At 70.4% G+C, this 15172-nt stretch carries 14 protein-coding genes; 10 read left to right on the top strand and 4 right to left on the bottom strand.

The genetic code is table 11. The annotated features are described in order from the left end of the window. Positions 1 to 148 precede the first annotated feature (148 nt). The 5 genes from ITJ57_RS16025 (at position 149) to ITJ57_RS16005 (ending at position 6063) form a co-directional block, all read left to right on the top strand. Positions 149 to 2368 (top strand): adenylate/guanylate cyclase domain-containing protein, encoded by a 2220-nt coding sequence (locus tag ITJ57_RS16025; protein WP_194671031.1) that lies wholly within the window; start codon positions 149 to 151, stop codon positions 2366 to 2368. Then, positions 2365 to 3786, top strand: a complete 1422-nt coding sequence (locus ITJ57_RS16020; RefSeq protein WP_194671030.1) for a mechanosensitive ion channel domain-containing protein — start codon at positions 2365 to 2367, stop codon at positions 3784 to 3786. Before ITJ57_RS16025 ends, ITJ57_RS16020 begins: the two co-directional genes overlap by 4 nt. A 32-nt stretch (positions 3787 to 3818) precedes the next feature. Further along, positions 3819 to 4481, top strand: coding sequence for a GntR family transcriptional regulator (locus ITJ57_RS16015; protein ID WP_228507518.1), 663 nt, complete (start codon positions 3819 to 3821; stop codon positions 4479 to 4481). Positions 4482 to 4603: 122 nt separating this feature from the next. Beyond that, entirely contained in the window at positions 4604 to 5395 is a 792-nt protein-coding gene (locus ITJ57_RS16010; protein ID WP_194671028.1) for an aquaporin, read from the top strand. 158 nt (positions 5396 to 5553) lie between these two features. After that, positions 5554 to 6063 (top strand): hypothetical protein, encoded by a 510-nt coding sequence (locus ITJ57_RS16005; protein ID WP_194671027.1) that lies wholly within the window; start codon positions 5554 to 5556, stop codon positions 6061 to 6063. Between the two features lie 101 nt (positions 6064 to 6164). On the opposite strand, the gene ITJ57_RS16000 is transcribed toward ITJ57_RS16005, so the two are convergent. The 3 genes from ITJ57_RS16000 to ITJ57_RS15990 all read right to left on the bottom strand — a co-directional run bounded on the left by ITJ57_RS16000 (position 6165) and on the right by ITJ57_RS15990 (position 7988). Further along, positions 6165 to 6374 (bottom strand): antitoxin, encoded by a 210-nt coding sequence (locus ITJ57_RS16000; protein ID WP_194671026.1) that lies wholly within the window; start codon positions 6372 to 6374, stop codon positions 6165 to 6167. A 116-nt stretch (positions 6375 to 6490) separates the two neighbouring features. Continuing rightward, on the bottom strand, positions 6491 to 7279 hold the full coding sequence (locus tag ITJ57_RS15995) for a DUF305 domain-containing protein (RefSeq protein ID WP_370582458.1): 789 nt from the start codon (positions 7277 to 7279) through the stop codon (positions 6491 to 6493). Between the two features lie 4 nt (positions 7280 to 7283). Then, positions 7284 to 7988, bottom strand: a complete 705-nt coding sequence (locus tag ITJ57_RS15990) for a DUF3105 domain-containing protein (RefSeq protein WP_370582457.1) — start codon at positions 7986 to 7988, stop codon at positions 7284 to 7286. Positions 7989 to 8153: 165 nt separating this feature from the next. Between ITJ57_RS15990 and ITJ57_RS15985 the strand changes: the two genes are divergently transcribed. Further along, the gene (locus ITJ57_RS15985; protein ID WP_194671024.1) at positions 8154 to 9407 is read left to right on the top strand and encodes an Nramp family divalent metal transporter; all 1254 of its coding nucleotides are present in this window, start codon (positions 8154 to 8156) and stop codon (positions 9405 to 9407) included. A 51-nt stretch (positions 9408 to 9458) separates the two neighbouring features. On the opposite strand, the gene ITJ57_RS15980 is transcribed toward ITJ57_RS15985, so the two are convergent. After that, complete coding sequence (locus tag ITJ57_RS15980; RefSeq protein WP_194671023.1) at positions 9459 to 10136, bottom strand: metal-dependent transcriptional regulator; 678 nt, start codon at positions 10134 to 10136, stop codon at positions 9459 to 9461. 174 nt (positions 10137 to 10310) lie between these two features. Between ITJ57_RS15980 and ITJ57_RS15975 the strand changes: the two genes are divergently transcribed. The 4 genes from ITJ57_RS15975 (at position 10311) to ITJ57_RS15960 (ending at position 15097) form a co-directional block, all read left to right on the top strand. Then, entirely contained in the window at positions 10311 to 10616 is a 306-nt protein-coding gene (locus ITJ57_RS15975; RefSeq protein WP_194671022.1) for a hypothetical protein, read from the top strand. Between the two features lie 208 nt (positions 10617 to 10824). After that, positions 10825 to 12189 carry a cystathionine beta-synthase gene (locus ITJ57_RS15970; protein WP_194671021.1) on the top strand — a complete coding sequence of 455 codons (1365 nt, stop codon included), beginning with the start codon at positions 10825 to 10827 and terminating at the stop codon, positions 12187 to 12189. 119 nt (positions 12190 to 12308) lie between these two features. After that, positions 12309 to 13487 (top strand): cystathionine gamma-synthase, encoded by a 1179-nt coding sequence (locus tag ITJ57_RS15965; RefSeq protein WP_194671020.1) that lies wholly within the window; start codon positions 12309 to 12311, stop codon positions 13485 to 13487. Between the two features lie 107 nt (positions 13488 to 13594). Continuing rightward, on the top strand, positions 13595 to 15097 hold the full coding sequence (locus tag ITJ57_RS15960) for an MFS transporter (protein ID WP_370582456.1): 1503 nt from the start codon (positions 13595 to 13597) through the stop codon (positions 15095 to 15097). The last annotated feature ends 75 nt before the right edge of the window (positions 15098 to 15172 follow it).

The raw sequence follows: 15172 nt of genomic DNA, 5'->3' as shown, positions 1-15172 counted from the left end.
CCGCCCACGCCGCCGTCGTGCGGTTCTCGGACAACCGTGGGCCAGCCATTGTGGGCCCGTGGCGCGGGTGGCTAGAGTGAGCGCCATCGTGACCCCCGAAGGAGGGGGTCGCGACCGCGCACCGCCGGATCGAGTAGGGGACTCGTCGATGACCGCAGCTGTGGACGAACCATCCGGATCCTCGCCCGACGCCACCGCGCCGACCGACCCGCCGGCGTCGTCCTCCGCGGCCCGCAGTCGCGGACTCGGTCGTGGTCGGTTCGGCCGCCCGGGCTTCAGCATCCAGTCGAAGCTCCTCGTCATGCTGCTGCTCGTCAGCGTCGGCGCGTCGGTCGTCACCGGGGTCGTCGGCTACCTGTCCGGCAGCGACTCGCTCCGGCAGGCGTCGTTCGAGCGGCTCACCGAGGTCCGGGAGTCCCGCGCCCGCGAGATCATGAACTACTACGACCAGACGCGCGACTCGCTCGTCGTCTACACCCGGGGCAGCACGGTGGCCGACGCGATGAACGGCTTCCACGACGCCTTCCACGAGTTGGAGGAGCAGCCTGAGGACGCGGCACGCAAAGCCACGGTGACGTCGTTCTACGAGGACACCTTCGCGCCGGAGCTCGCCGAGCGCACCGGGGACGAGACCGACCCGGCGGCCTTCATCCCGACGAACCCGGCCGAGACCTACCTGCAGTCGGCCTACACCCCGGACGACCTCGACTACGACACCGCGCTCTCGGTGCAGGACGCCGGTGACGGCAGCGCCTGGTCGGCCGTCCACGCCCGGTACCACGACTACTTCCGCGAGATCATCGACCGCTTCGGCTACGAGGACGCGCTGCTCATCGACGACGAGGGCGACGTCGTCTACAGCGCGTACAAGGGACCGGACCTCGGCACGAACGTGCTCACCGGGCCCTACCGGGGCGGGGTCCTCGAGGACGGCTTCACCGCAGCGCTCCGATCGAACGCGACCGACTACGTCGGCATCACGGACTTCGAGCGGTACCAGCCCTCGCTCAACGTGCCGACGCAGTGGATCTTCTCCCCGGTCGGCGAGGACGGGCGGATCGACGGGGTGATGGCGTTGCAGGTCCCGATCGGGGCGATCAACGACATCATGACCGGGTCCGGCCAGTGGGAACAGGACGGTCTCGGGCAGACCGGTGAGACCTACCTCGCCGGCCCCGACCAGCTCATGCGCTCGACCTCACGCCTGCTCATCGAGGATCCGAAGGCCTACGAACGCACCGCGATCGCCGCCGGGACACCGCCCGAGACGGCAGCACGGGCGGTCGCCGTCGCGGGGACCGTCCAGATCCAACCGACCCGCACCGTCTCGGTCGAGCGGGCACTCGCCGGTGAAACGGGCACGACGATCGGGCGCGGCTACCTCGGCGAGGAGAACCTCACCGCCTTCATGCCGGTCGACATCGATGGGCTCCAGTGGGTGCTCGTCGCCCGGATCGACACCGCCGAGGCCTTCGCCCCGGTCACCGACTTCACGCGCAACCTCATCATCTCCGTGCTCGCGATCATCGTCGCAGTGTCGCTCCTCTCGCTCCTGCTCGCCCAGGTGTTCGCCCGTCCGGTGCGATCGCTCGTCGGTGCAGTCCGGCGCGTGGCCGGCGGTGACTACAGCGTCGAGGTGCCGAACACGAGGCGTGACGAGTTCGGCGACCTGGGTGCGGCCTTCAACGACATGAGTCGGAGCCTCCGGGTGAAGCAGGAGCTCATCGACGAGCAGCGCGCCGAGAACGAGCGCCTGCTGCTGACCCTGATGCCCGCGACGGTCGCGAAGCGGTACAAGGAGGGGGAGGAGACGATCTCTGAGGTCCACCAGGACGTATCGGTCATCTTCGCCGACCTCGTCGGGTTCGACGACCTCACGAGGGGGCTCGACTCCGAACGGGAGCTCTCGCTCCTGAACGGCCTCGTCCGCAGCTTCGACGAGGCCGCAGAACGCCTCGGCATCGAGCAGGTGCGGACCCTGCGGGAGGGGTACCTGGCCAGTTGCGGACTGATCGTGCCGCGCGTCGACAACGTCCGTCGGACCCTCGACTTCGCGCTGGAGATGCGCACTATCGTCGAACGGTTCAACGCGCAGCACCAGGCGAACCTGACCCTGCGGGTCGGCGTCGACGCGGGGGTGGTGACGAGCGGACTCGTCGGTCGGACGAGTCTCGCCTACGACATGTGGGGTGACGCGGTGAGCCTCGCCAACCGGGTGCAGTCCGTGGCCGGGACGGCGGGCATCTTCGTCAGTCAGCGCGTCAGGGACCGGCTGCAGGACACCGTGTCGTTCGAGGCCGCCGGCACGGTCGAGACGCGCGAAGGTCCGCAGTCCGTCTGGCGCGTCGTCGCGGGGCCGTCGTCATGACCGAGGTGTGGCAGGAGCCGTGGTTCCCGTGGGCCGTCGGGCTCGCGGTCGGTGTCCCCGTGCTGCTGATCGTCCTCACGGAGGTGCTCGGGGCGCTCAGCCGTCGCGGGAACGCCGCGGCGAAACCGGTCCGCCTCCTGCGCAACTTCGTCGTCCCCGTCGGCGCGGTCTTCGCGCTCCTGGTGTTCGCGACGGCGAGGGCGGACGACAGCACCTGGGTGCGCATCGTCGGGACGCTCCTCGGCTTCCTCCTCATCCTGCTGATCCTCTCGGCGTTCAACGTCGCCCTGTTCGCGAACGCCGAGGAGGGGTCCTGGCGCGATCGGATCCCGTCCATCTTCGTCGACCTGGCCAGACTCGCCCTCATCCTCATCGGCCTGGCGATCCTGTTCTCCTGGGTGTGGGGAGCCGACATCGGCGGGCTCGTGACCGCGCTGGGCGTCACCTCGATCGTCATCGGCCTCGCCCTGCAGAACGCCGTCGGCGGGGTCATCTCCGGGCTCCTGCTGCTGTTCGAGCAGCCGTTCCGCCTCGGGGACTGGCTCGACACGGGCAGCGTCCGCGGGCGGGTGGTCGAGGTGAACTGGCGCGCGGTGCACCTCGACACCGGCAACGGCATCCAGATCGTGCCGAACTCGTCACTCGCCGGGGCCTCGTTCACGAACCTCAGCCAGCCCGTCGGTGCGTTCACGGCGAGTGTCGAGGTGACCTTCTCCACCGACGACCCACCCGACGACGTGCTGCGGTTGCTCCGAGAGGTCGCATCGGCGCTCCCGATGCTCGAACGATCCGACGAGGTGTCCGCCTCCTACCTCGGTGCAGCGCGATTCTCGGTGACCCTGCCGGTGTCCGGCCCGTCCGCCGCCGGCGAGGCCGTCGCCCGCTTCCGATCCTGGCTCTGGTACGCGGCCAGACGTCGTGGCTTCGCGCTCGACGGTGACAGCACCGACCCGATCGCGACCCCGGAGCGACTGGGTGCGGCGCTCGTCACCCTTGCCCCCACCCTCCACGCGCGCGAGGAGGACCTGGACGAGCTGGCCGAGAGTTGCACGCTCGAGCGGTACGGGCCGGGGGAGACCGTCCAGGCCGCCGGGGCCGTCCCGGACGCCATCCGCTTCCTCATCGAGGGCGGCGTGCAACTCGCCGTCCCGACGAAGGACGGGCTCATCACCTTCCAGCGCCTCGGCACGGGCGACGTCATCGGCCAGACGGCCCTGACCCGGGAGGTCGCCATGGCCGCCGCGATCGCCGATGGCACGACCCTGGTCCTCAGGATGCCCCTGTCCACCATCGACCGACTCGTCCGCACCCGACCCCGGCTCGCCCAGGAGATCGGTGCCTCCATCGACCACAAGCACCGGCAGGCGCAGGCGGCGCTCGCCGAAGCCGGGATCGTCCGCGGTACGATCGGCCGGTAGCCAGCCGTCGTCACCATCGGAGCGTGAGCCAGATGTCGAACCCCGACCACCCGCAGGGGACCCGCTCCGCGCCCGGCGACGCGACGGACCGGATCCGCGCCGCGATCTATGACGGCACGCTCGCCTCGGGTGAGCTGCTCATCGAGGAGGAGTTGCAGGCATGGCTCGGGGTGCCGGCGGAGGACGTACGCGCCGCCCTGACGTCGCTCGAACAGCTCGGGCTCGTCGAGACCGCCCCGCAGCGGCACACGCGGGTGGCTCAGCCTCGGGTCGAGGACCGGACCGCCGTCCTCCAGACGCTGGGGGCCCTCGTCAGCGGGGTCGTGCGGGTGACCGTGCCGACGCTCACGGCGGGGCAGCGGACGGAGCTCATCGCCTTCGTCGAGCACACGATGGCGACGGTGGAGGTCGAGGACGCCGACGCGCACGGCCGGTGCATCTGGGGCCTCGTCGACCGGTTCCTGAAGCACTGTGCGAACCCGGTGCTCGTCGCGGCGACGGCGGACGTGATCGGTGCGCTCGCGTATCGGCTCGCCGCCACCCGTTCCGCCGAGACGGTCGAGTGGGCCGACCTCCGCGTCGGGTACCCGCACCTGCGGTCCTCCATCGCCGCCGGTGACGCCGTCGGCGCGGAGCTCGCGATGGAACACGTCTTCCGGCTGCAGGTGCCGCTGCACGACCTCGAAGTCCACTGACCGACGGCCCCGCACGACGTGCAGGACTGTGCCGCTCGGGACGCGTGGCAATAGTCTGCTGATGACGCGGTTCCCCCCAGCCGACCGTGTCCCCGTCGTCACCCCGAGCGAGAAGAGACCAGATGTCCTCACCGGAAGTCCAACCCTCTGTCGAACCGACCACCATGGCGCAGCTGGTCGCCGAGCTCGCCGGCACCTTCCTCCTCGTCTTCGGACTCGTCGGCACCGCCACCTTCTCCGCGTTCTTCGGCGAGGAGACCTCCAACCCCCTCGGCGTCGGGTTCCTCGGGGTGGCTGTCGCCCTCGGGCTCTCGGTGACGATCGCCGCCTACGCGTTCGGCCCCATCTCCGGCGGGCACTTCAACCCGGCCGTGACGCTCGGTCTCGCCGCTGCCGGCCGGTTCCCCTGGCGAGCGACCTGGACCTTCGTCCTCGCCCAGCTCGTCGGGGCGTTCCTCGGCGCGCTCGCGGTGTTCGGCCTGGCCGCCGGTGGGCCGGACGGTTTCCTCGACCGCGCGGTCTCGACAGGCTTCGTCTCGAACGGCTTCGGTGAGCTGTCGCCGGGCGGGTTCGGACTCGTGTCGGCCATCGTGGTCGAGGTCGTCATCACCGCCGTCTTCCTGTACGTGATCCTCGGCGTGACCCACAACCGGGCGGCGCCGGGCTTCGCGCCCATCGCGATCGGCGCCACGTTGACGCTGCTGCTGCTCGTCGCGATCCCCATCGACAACGGATCGGTCAACCCGGCCCGCTCGATCGCGACGGCCGTCTTCGCCGGTGGTGATTGGCTGGCGCAGGTGTGGGTGTTCATCGTGTTCCCGGTCATCGGCGCACTCATCGCCGGATTCAGCTACCGGATCCTCTTCGGGGGGACGCGTCCGGTGGGCGCTCGGCCCGTCGCGAACCGCGGCTGATCCCGCCGCTCGCCACTCGCACCCCGTCTGCCCTCGGCAGGCGGGGTGCGTCGTTCTCGCACGGCACCCCGCGAACGCGGGCAACCCGCATTGGGGGACGCGCTTTCGGGAGGCACCGTCCATGCTTGAGGTTCGAGCGCCAGATCCTTGGAGGGGCGATGACGATGACCGAACGCGACGCCCCCACGACCAGGTGGGCGGATCCGCTGACCACCGACGGCGGAACGGCCGACGTGCCGCTCCCGGCGGACGTCGCCTGGGAGCTGCTGCAGGAGGCGCTCGTCGAGGACTTCATCGACGACCTCCCGCGTCCCGTGCGCACGGCCGAACTGGCAGCACGGCTCCACGTGAGCCGGGCGTCGCTCATGACGAACATCCGTCGCGGCAACGTGATCGCCAGCCGTCGGTCCGGCCGCTGGGAGATCGACACGGTCGCGAGCCGCACCTACCTGCGCTCGGCCATCCTCAGCCTGGGCGAACGCCGTCGCACCCTGACCGGCGTCGACGAGGACCGTTCCACCAACGTGCAGTTGACGCTCACCGGGCGGGCCTCGGCGGTCCTGTCGGACCTCATGCAGGACACACATCTGTCGGCGCCGGAGCTCGTGGCGATCGCCCTCGACCGGTTCCGGAGCACGGCCGTCGACACGGACGCCGAAGCGAGCTGACGCCGCCGAGGTGTGTCGGACGTCGCGCCTGACGCCGGACACACGGATCGGCCGGCCGCACGTGGTGCGTCGGCCGGCCGATCGGGTGGTGCTGGTGCGGACTACTCCGTGCCGACGGCCTTGTCGGCCGCGTCGCGGGCACCGTCGATCTGCTCGTCGAACTTGCCGCCGGTGACCTTCTTCGCCGCGTCGGCGACGCCGCCGAGCAGCTTGTCGCTGATGTCCTCGGCCTGCTGGCTCGAGAGGGCGTCCTTGACCTTGTTGTCGTTCAGGAACTCCTGAGCCTTCTTGGTGATGTCTTCGATTCCCATGCGTCGCTCCTGTTCGTCGGGCCCACTCGGGCGTACCGCTCATTCTCGGCCCTCGGGCGGATTCTGGCTAGACCTCGTCGGAGAGCTCCCAGGACCTCCATCGCTCCCGCGCAGGGTCAGTCGGCGAGGGGGACCGGGCCTCCGCGGTCGTCGAGCATGCGGGTCATGAGGTCGATCTCGGCCTGCTGACTCGCGATGACCGCACTGGCGAACGCGAGGGCGGTCGCGTTCGTGGTCCGCGGCTGCAGTGCCTCCGCCATCTCCACCGCACCCCGGTGGTGGGCGATCATCAGGGTGAGGAACAGCCGCTCGGCCTCGAGCCCCGACGACGCCGTGAGCTGGTCGATCTGTGCCGGTGTGGCGAGGCCGGGCATCGGGTCGCCAGGGGTGTGACTCGTGCCGGGCGTCGACGAGTCGCCGCCGTGGGCGTGCCCGCTGGCGCCCGCGAGGGTGGGGAGCGTCATCCAAGTCATGTCCGGCTGGCGCGAACCCTGCGGCAGGTTCCACTGCACGAGCCAGTCGTAGAGCTGCCCGGACTGCTGGGCCTGCGTGGTCGCGATGTCGTAAGCGAGGGTGCGGACGTCCACCGCATCCGTCCGATCGCGGATGATCATCGCGAGCTCGACGCCCTGGTTGTGGTGCACCTGCATGTCGCGCGAGAACCCCGCCTCAGCGCTCGTGGTCGTCGGGGTCGGGTCGACGAGGGTGCTCAGACGACCGACGGAGAACCCGATGGCCGCGGCGACCACGATCGCGATGATCGCCATCGCCGCGATGACGATGCGGGTGCGGCTCGAGCCCTCCGAGGCCTGCTCGGCGTCGAACGCCGCGAGCTCCTCGTCGCTGACGCCGCCGTCGTCCGCGATCTCGTCCGGCGGGGCTGCTGCGGGGGGCTCGGTCGTCACCGGATCAGACCTTGCCGGGGCCGTCGATCGCGCCCGTGCAGGCCGCGCCGGGCTCGGGCACATTGTTGCTCTTCCAGAACTCCTCGAAGAAGTCGGCGATGCGCGAGTCGCTCGCGTTGTTCACCTGCAGCTGCGAGTTCCAGCCGCTCAGGACGATCGGCGAGGGGAGGTCCGACTTCGGCGACAGCACGACGTACGTGGTCGGGAGCAGCTCCTTGAGCTTCGTGAGCTCGGCGTCGCTGATGGACGGGTCGTAGGTCACCCAGATCGCGCCGTGTTCGAGGGAGTGGACCGCGTTCTCGTTGGTCTGCTCCTCGGTGTAGATGCCGCAGTTCAACCAGTACTGGTTGTGGGGGCCACCGGCCGGCGGGTTCTGCGGGTAGTCGACGGTGCCTTCGACGTGCTCGGAGGTGTTCGTGAACAGTTCGACGCCGGCGATGTCGGCTCCCGTACCGGTGCCACCGCCGGGGTAGCTGGCGTTCTTCGGCAGCGTGAGGATGACGCTCGTGATGAGGACCGCGATCACGGCCACGCCGCCGACGACGCCGGCCCAGATCCCGATGCGACGGTTGCGGTTCTTGCGCTTCTGCGCCTGCTTGAACGCGGCGACCTTCGCCTGGCGCTGGACTTCGCGTTCCTGTTTCGCGCTCTGCTGCTTGACGGCGGGCGGGACGGGAGCGTTCTTGGGACGGTCTGATGCGGGGGTCACGGGGGCCTCTCGAAAAGTTGTATGCGTAACTATCGAACCAGACGGCGTTCTCGGCGCCGTCCGGGCGCCCGATGATGCGCAGTCGATTCTCAGCCTCATCCAAGCAGACGCTGGAGGAATCCCAGTGTTAGGGCGGTCTAACAAATGTAGCTCGTCGTTGCTAACATGGCCCGTGTGACCACCGACCTCACCGCTCCGAAGACCCGCGCCCCCCGTGGGCCGAGGTTGCTCTTCCTCCTCGGCCCCGCCTTCGTCGCCGCGATCGCCTACGTCGACCCCGGCAACGTGGCTGCCAACCTCACGGCGGGTGCGCAGTACGGCTACCTGCTCGTGTGGGTGCTCGTCGCCGCGAACGCCATGGCCGTCCTCGTCCAGTACCTCTCGGCGAAGCTCGGACTCGTCACCGGCAAGAGCCTGCCGGAGCTCCTCGGCTCACGACTGCGCACCGGTCCGCGTCGGCTCTACTGGGTGCAGGCGGAACTCGTCGCCGCCGCGACCGACCTCGCCGAGGTGATCGGTGGCGCGGTGGCGCTGTACCTGCTCTTCGGGATCCCGCTCGTGCTCGGCGGCGTCATCGTCGGGGTCTTCTCGATCGTGCTCCTCGCCGTGCAGAACTGGTACGGCCAGCGGCATTTCGAGTTCGCGATCCTGACGCTCCTCGCCGTGATCGCCGTCGGGTTCCTCGCCGGTCTCTTCGTCAGTCCCGTCGACTGGGGTGCTGCGGCCGGTGGCCTGGTGCCCCGGTTCGAGGGCACGGCGACGGTGCTGCTCGCCGCGAGCATGCTGGGGGCGACGGTCATGCCGCACGCGATCTACCTCCACTCCTCACTCAGCCGGGACCGCCACGGCGTCCAGACGAGCGACGGCGCCATCCGGCGGCTCATCGTCGCCACCCGCTGGGACGTCGCCTCGGCGCTCGTCCTGGCCGGAGCGGTCAACATCGCGATGCTGCTGCTCGCGGCAGCGTCGCTCGGTGGGGTCGGGGGGACGGACTCCATCGAGGGCGCGCACGCCGCGATCACCGCCGCACTCGGACCGGTGATCGGCGTGATCTTCGCCATCGGCCTGCTCGCCTCGGGGCTCGCCTCGACCTCGGTGGGCGCCTACGCGGGAGCGTCGATCATGGGAGGGCTCCTCAAGGTGCGCATCCCCTTGCTCGCTCGACGGGTGATCACCCTCATCCCGGCACTCGCCATCCTGGCGGCGGGCATCGACCCGACCACGGCCCTCGTGCTCAGCCAGGTGTTCCTCAGCCTCGGGATCCCGTTCGCGCTCATCCCGCTCGTGCGCTACACCGGCGACCGGCGCATCATGGGCGTCCACGTCGACCAGCTCGTCACAAGGGTGTTCGCCTGGGTCGTCGTCGGGCTCATCGTCGCGTTGAACGTCGCCCTCATCGTGCTGACGTTCTTCGGCTGATCCGTAGGGAGGATCATTCGCCCGAAGACGGGCGAACGGAGTGGCTGACGGTCAGGCGCCGACGGTGACCCAGACGGCGTCGGCGGCGAGGCGACCGAGCGTGAGACGCGTGCCGGTCGCGGTCAGGCGGAGTTCGAGTTCGCCCGCGAAGGCGCGGTGGTCGTCGACGGTGAGCGCGGTGTCGAGGACGATGCCGAGCGTGCTCAGGTGGCGGAGCGTCTCCGGGTCGGCGTCCGAGATGCGGCACACCGTCAGGGCGCTGTCCGACGGGGCCTCGTTCAACCGGACGGCGTCCGGCCGGTGCGGGGTGCCGTCGGCTGAGGGGATCGGATCGCCATGTGGATCGCGGATCGGGTGACCGAGCGCCGCGTCGATGCGCTCGATCATGGTGTCGCTCGCCGCGTGCTCGAGGATCTCAGCCTCGTCGTGCACCTCGTCCCATCCGTAGCCGAGCATCTCGACGAGGAAGGTCTCGATCAGCCGGTGCCGACGGACCATCGCGACCGCGTGCGCCTGGCCGGCCGGCGTGAGCTCGATGCTGCCGTAGGGTTCGTGCACCACGAGCCCCTGAGCGGCCAAGCGCTTCACCGCGTCGGAGGCGGTCGCCGGGCGGACGCCCATGCGGTCCGCGAGCAGCTTGACGGTGGCCGACTCGTCCGCCCATTCCGAGGTCGTCCAGATCGTCTTGAGGTAGTCCTGGGAGACGGAGGAGAGGCCGGAGACGGACATGCGTCCAGTCTACGGAGGCGGCGGCGGTCCACCGGGCGGCCGTCAGCGGGTCACCGGCCGTTCAGACGGGCCTGGCAGAATGGTCGCCGACACCCCCGAACGGGGCACCCGACTGCTACGGTCGAGTTCCCGAGCAACCCGCACACCGATCCACTCGACGAGAAGGGCCATGCGATGCCTCAGGCGCTCAGCAGCTCGACCGCACGACTCGGATCCGGTGCGCGTGCGACGCTCGAACTCGTCGCGGCGGCGATGGCCGGGGACGGGCACCGGACACCGGCCGAGCAGGACGGCACGCCCACCCGTCGTCCGATGGAACTCACCCTCCGCCGCTTGCCGGCGATCGTCGCGGTGCTGCTGCTGGCCGCCGTGATCCTCGCGGTCATCGGCGTCCTCGTCGTGCTCTCGCTCGTCGTGCGCGTGCTCGCCGCCGGTGTCGCGGCGGTCGGCCCGCGGCCCCACCTCGTCGCCCTCCGCTGACGCCTCCGCCGGCTCCCGGCGTCGGCCGCGTCATCGGGCTGCACTCCGCAGGCGCTCCGGGTAGGCTGGGCGTCATGCGTCTCCGCCTGTCGTGTTCCTGCTGTCCCCGCTGAACCGTCCCTTCCGGGATGCCGCCTCAGCCGTCCCAGCCATCCGGTGACGCACGCGAGAGTCGTGCGGTGACGCACCACAGGAACAGATTGCAGACATGAACTACGCAGACTCCGTCCTCGATCTCATCGGGAACACCCCACTCGTGAAGCTCAACCGGGTCACCGAGGGCATCGCCGCCACGGTGCTCGTCAAGGTCGAGTACCTCAACCCCGGTGGTTCCTCGAAGGACCGCATCGCGACGCGCATCATCGACGCCGCCGAGGCCTCCGGACAGTTGCAGCCGGGCGGCACGATCGTCGAGCCGACCTCCGGCAATACGGGCGTCGGCCTCGCCCTCGTCGCCCAGCAGCGCGGGTACCGGTGCGTGTTCGTGCTGCCGGACAAGGTGGGCGAGGACAAGCGCAACGTGCTGACCGCCTACGGCGCCGAGATCGTCGTCACCCCGACGTCCGTCGCACCGGACAGCCCCGACTCCTACTACAGCGTCTCCGACCGCCTGACGGCCGAGATCCCGGGCGCGTTCAAGCCCAACCAGTACGCGAACCCGAACGGGCCGCTCAGCCACTACGAGTCCACCGGTCCCGAGATCTGGCGCGACACCGAGGGCGAGATCACCCACTTCGTCGCCGGCGTCGGCACCGGCGGCACCATCTCCGGGACGGGCAAGTACCTCAAGGAGGTCTCCGAGGGCGGCGTGCGCATCATCGGCGCCGACCCGGAGGGCTCGGTCTACTCGGGTGGCACCGGGCGCCCGTACCTCGTCGAGGGTGTCGGTGAGGACTTCTGGCCGTCGGCCTACGACCCGTCCATCCCGGACGAGATCATCGCCGTCACGGACGCCGAGTCGTTCGCGATGACGCGGCGCCTCGCCCGCGAGGAGGGGCTGCTCGTCGGTGGCTCCAGCGGCATGGCCGTGCAGGCGGCGCTCGTCGCCGCACGTGAGCTCCCGGCGTCCGCCGTGGTCGTGGTGCTCCTGCCCGACGGTGGCCGCGGCTACCTCGGCAAGATCTTCAACGACTCGTGGCTGGAGTCCTACGGCTTCAGCGAGGTCGCGGACGACCGCACCGTGGGCGACATCCTCCGTGGCAAGGGCGACGCGATGCCCGGTCTCGTGCACGTGCACCCGAGCGACACCGTGCGCGACGTCATCGACATCATGACCGAGTACGGCGTCTCCCAGCTGCCCGTCCTGAGCGCCGAACCACCCGTCGTGATGGGTGAGGTCGCCGGCGCGATCGACGAGGCCAGCCTCATGGCCGCCGTGTTCAGTGGCACCGCCTCGATGACGGACGCGGTCAGCGGCTTCGTCGGCGACCCGTTGCCGCTCATCGGCGTCGGTGCGTCCATCCCAGCGGCCCGCACGGCCCTCGGCTCCGCGCCCGCGTTCCTCGTCACCGACGGCGGCAAGCCCGTCGGCGTCATCACGCGGCACGACCTGCTCACCTACCTGGCGGGCTGACGATGGACGGCATGCCACGCCGCCTGCCTGACGCCGGACGATGTCGGGCCCGCGCCTGACCCCGGACCATCCGACGGCACCATCCGACACCCCAGCATCCTGAACCGAAAGAGTCACCCATGAGCAAGCACGACCACGGCTTCGCCACCCGCAGCATCCACGCCGGCCAGGAGTTCGACCCCACCACCGGGGCGATCATCCCGCCGATCTACCAGACCTCCACCTTCGTGCAGGACGGCGTCGGCGGGCTCCGTGGCGGCTACGAGTACAGCCGCTCCGCGAACCCCACCCGCTCGGCTCTGGAGACGCAGCTCGCCGCCCTGGAGGGCGCCAAGCACGGCTTCTCGTTCGCCTCCGGCCTCGCGGCGGAGGACGCCCTCATCCGCACCGCGCTCCGCCCGGGCGACCACATCGTCATCGGCAACGACGTCTACGGCGGCACCTACCGCCTCATCAACCGCGTGCACGGCGCGTGGGGGATCGAGCACACCGTCGTCGACCTCGGCGACCTCGCGGCCGTCGAAGCGGCGATCATCCCGGGCCGCACGAAGCTGCTGTGGGTCGAGACGCCGAGCAACCCGCTCATGAAGATCAGCGACATCGCGGCCCTCGCGGCCCTCGCCCACCGCCACGAGGTGCTCTCGGTGGTCGACAACACCTTCGCGTCCCCGGCCCTCCAGCAGCCGCTCTCCCTCGGCGCGGACATCGTCGTGCACTCCACCACCAAGTACCTCGGCGGACACTCCGACGTCCTCGGCGGCGCCATCATCATGAACGATGACGAGCTCGCCGAACAGCTCGGCTTCGTGCAGTTCGCCGCCGGTGCCGTCTCGGCGCCGCTCGACGCCTGGCTCACGACCCGCGGCATCAAGACGCTCGCAGTCCGCATGCGCCAGCACAGCGCAAACGCGCAGGCGATCGCTGAGTACCTCGAGGGCCACCCGGCCGTGGAGCGCGTGTACTACCCGGGTCTTCCGAGCCACATCGGCCACGAGCTCGCCGCCAAGCAGATGTCCGGGTTCGGTGGCATGCTGTCGCTCGCGCTCGTCGGTGGCCCGGCGGCGGCGAAGCGGCTCGTCGAGAAGACGAAGCTGTTCGCGCTTGCGGAGTCGCTCGGTGGTGTCGAATCCCTCATCGGACTGCCGGCGCAGATGACCCACGCCTCGGTCAAGGGCACCGAGCTGGCCGTGCCGGAGAACGTCGTCCGGCTGTCGGTGGGCATCGAGGACGTCTCCGACCTCATCGCCGACCTCGACCGCGCGCTCGCCAAGGTCGTCAAGGCGAGCGCCAAGCACTAGTCGTCGTCCCAGCCCGTCCACACCGCGCAGCGCGACATGCGGTGCGGACGGGCTGCTTCGTGCCCGCGCTTGACCTCAACTCGACTTGAGGTTCTAGGCTCGGATCCGTGACCGCAGCCTCCCCGCAGACCTCCCCGACACGCGTGTCGACGGAGACCACCGACGACGGCGTCTTCGGACGCCGGTTCCTCTTGATCACCATCGGCGCGTGTGCGCTCGTCTTCCTCGGCGCGTTCGAATCGCTCGCCGTCACGACGATCATGCCGCTCGTGAGCGCCGAGCTCGACGGTGAGCAGCTCTACGCGCTCGCCTTCGCCGGCCCGCTCGCCGTGAGCGTCATCGGCATGGTCGCGGCCGGCTCCGTCGCCGACCGCATCGGACCGGTCCAGCCGCTCCTCGCCTCGGTCGCCCTGTTCATCGTGGGGCTGCTGCTCGCGGGGACGGCGACGACCATGTGGACGCTCGTCGCCGGGCGACTCGTGCAGAGCCTCGGCTCCGGCGCGATGACGGTCGCGCTCTACGTCCTCGTCGCACGCATCTACCCGCCCGCGCTCCACCCCCGGATCTTCGCCGGGTTCGCCGCCGCCTGGGTCGTCCCCTCGCTCATCGGACCGTTCCTCGCCGGCGTCGTCACCGAGCAGTTCACCTGGCACTGGGTGTTCCTCGGCGTGGTCGGGCTCGTCGTGATCGCGACCGTCCTGCTCCTCCCGGCCTTGCGGATGCTCCGCGCGGCGGCGGTCGAACGCGCCGATCGGCAGGCGGCGGAAGCAGCAGCGACCGGCGGCCAGACGATGGCACCCGGATCGACGACCGGGGCCGACGTCCGCCGGCTCGGCTGGGCCGTGCTCGTCGCCGCGGCGGTGCTCACGGTCAACGTCTCGACCGAGTTCTCCGGCTGGACCGCGTGGCTCCTCCCGATCGTCGGCGCGGTCGTCGCGCTCCTCGCCCTCCGTCCGCTCGTCCCGCTCGGCACGCTGACCGCCCGGCGCGGACTGCCCACCGTCATCCTCGTCCGCGGCCTCACCTCCGCCGCGTTCTTCGGCGCCGAGGTCTACGTGCCGTACCTGCTGACCCGCGAGCACGGGCTCACCCCGGCGCTCGCCGGACTCGCGCTGACCGGCGGGGCCATCGCGTGGTCGGTGTCGTCCTGGTTGCAGGGACGCCTCGGAGACCGGTTGTCGAACGCGAACGCCGTGCAGATCGGCTCGTCGCTCGTGACGGTCGCCGTCGCGGTCGCCCTGCTCGCGGCGCTCCTCGGCCTGCCGCCGGTGGTGCCGATCGCCGCCTGGGTGGTGAGCGGTGGCGGGATGGGACTCATGTTCCCGCGGCTCAGCGTCATGACGCTCGCGTATTCGGACGAGCGCTCGCAGGGGTTCAACAGCGCGGCCATGTCGATCGGCGATGCGATCGGCGGTGCACTCGCCCTCGCAGCGACCGGGCTGGCGTTCACCGCGCTCGACGGCTCCGTCGGCCTCGCGGGTGCGGGGTGGGTCGCCTCGGGTGGGGTCGAATTCTCCGGATGCTTCGCGATCGCGCTGCTCGCCGGTGTCGCGGCCGTCGTCGTCGCGCGACGCGTGCGTCGGCCGGAGCCGTCCCGCGCGGACGGGTGAGTCGGACCGCCGTCGCCTGGGTAGTGCTGCGGTGCGTGGGGGGTAGCGTCGCCCACGCATCGCTGCAGTGCCCAG

The organism is Plantibacter sp. VKM Ac-2880, assembly GCF_015351235.1.
Classification (GTDB): domain Bacteria; phylum Actinomycetota; class Actinomycetes; order Actinomycetales; family Microbacteriaceae; genus Plantibacter.
This window is presented reverse-complemented; position numbering and strand designations above follow the sequence as displayed.

Coding starts and splice junctions, on each gene's coding strand:
- ITJ57_RS16025 (WP_194671031.1), top strand. CDS start 149: ATGACCGCAGCTGTGGACGAACCATCCGGATCCTCGCCCGACGCCACC.
- ITJ57_RS16020 (WP_194671030.1), top strand. CDS start 2,365: ATGACCGAGGTGTGGCAGGAGCCGTGGTTCCCGTGGGCCGTCGGGCTC.
- ITJ57_RS16015 (WP_228507518.1), top strand. CDS start 3,819: ATGTCGAACCCCGACCACCCGCAGGGGACCCGCTCCGCGCCCGGCGAC.
- ITJ57_RS16010 (WP_194671028.1), top strand. CDS start 4,604: ATGTCCTCACCGGAAGTCCAACCCTCTGTCGAACCGACCACCATGGCG.
- ITJ57_RS16005 (WP_194671027.1), top strand. CDS start 5,554: ATGACGATGACCGAACGCGACGCCCCCACGACCAGGTGGGCGGATCCG.
- ITJ57_RS16000 (WP_194671026.1), bottom strand. CDS start 6,374: ATGGGAATCGAAGACATCACCAAGAAGGCTCAGGAGTTCCTGAACGAC.
- ITJ57_RS15985 (WP_194671024.1), top strand. CDS start 8,154: ATGGCCCGTGTGACCACCGACCTCACCGCTCCGAAGACCCGCGCCCCC.
- ITJ57_RS15980 (WP_194671023.1), bottom strand. CDS start 10,136: ATGTCCGTCTCCGGCCTCTCCTCCGTCTCCCAGGACTACCTCAAGACG.
- ITJ57_RS15975 (WP_194671022.1), top strand. CDS start 10,311: ATGCCTCAGGCGCTCAGCAGCTCGACCGCACGACTCGGATCCGGTGCG.
- ITJ57_RS15970 (WP_194671021.1), top strand. CDS start 10,825: ATGAACTACGCAGACTCCGTCCTCGATCTCATCGGGAACACCCCACTC.
- ITJ57_RS15965 (WP_194671020.1), top strand. CDS start 12,309: ATGAGCAAGCACGACCACGGCTTCGCCACCCGCAGCATCCACGCCGGC.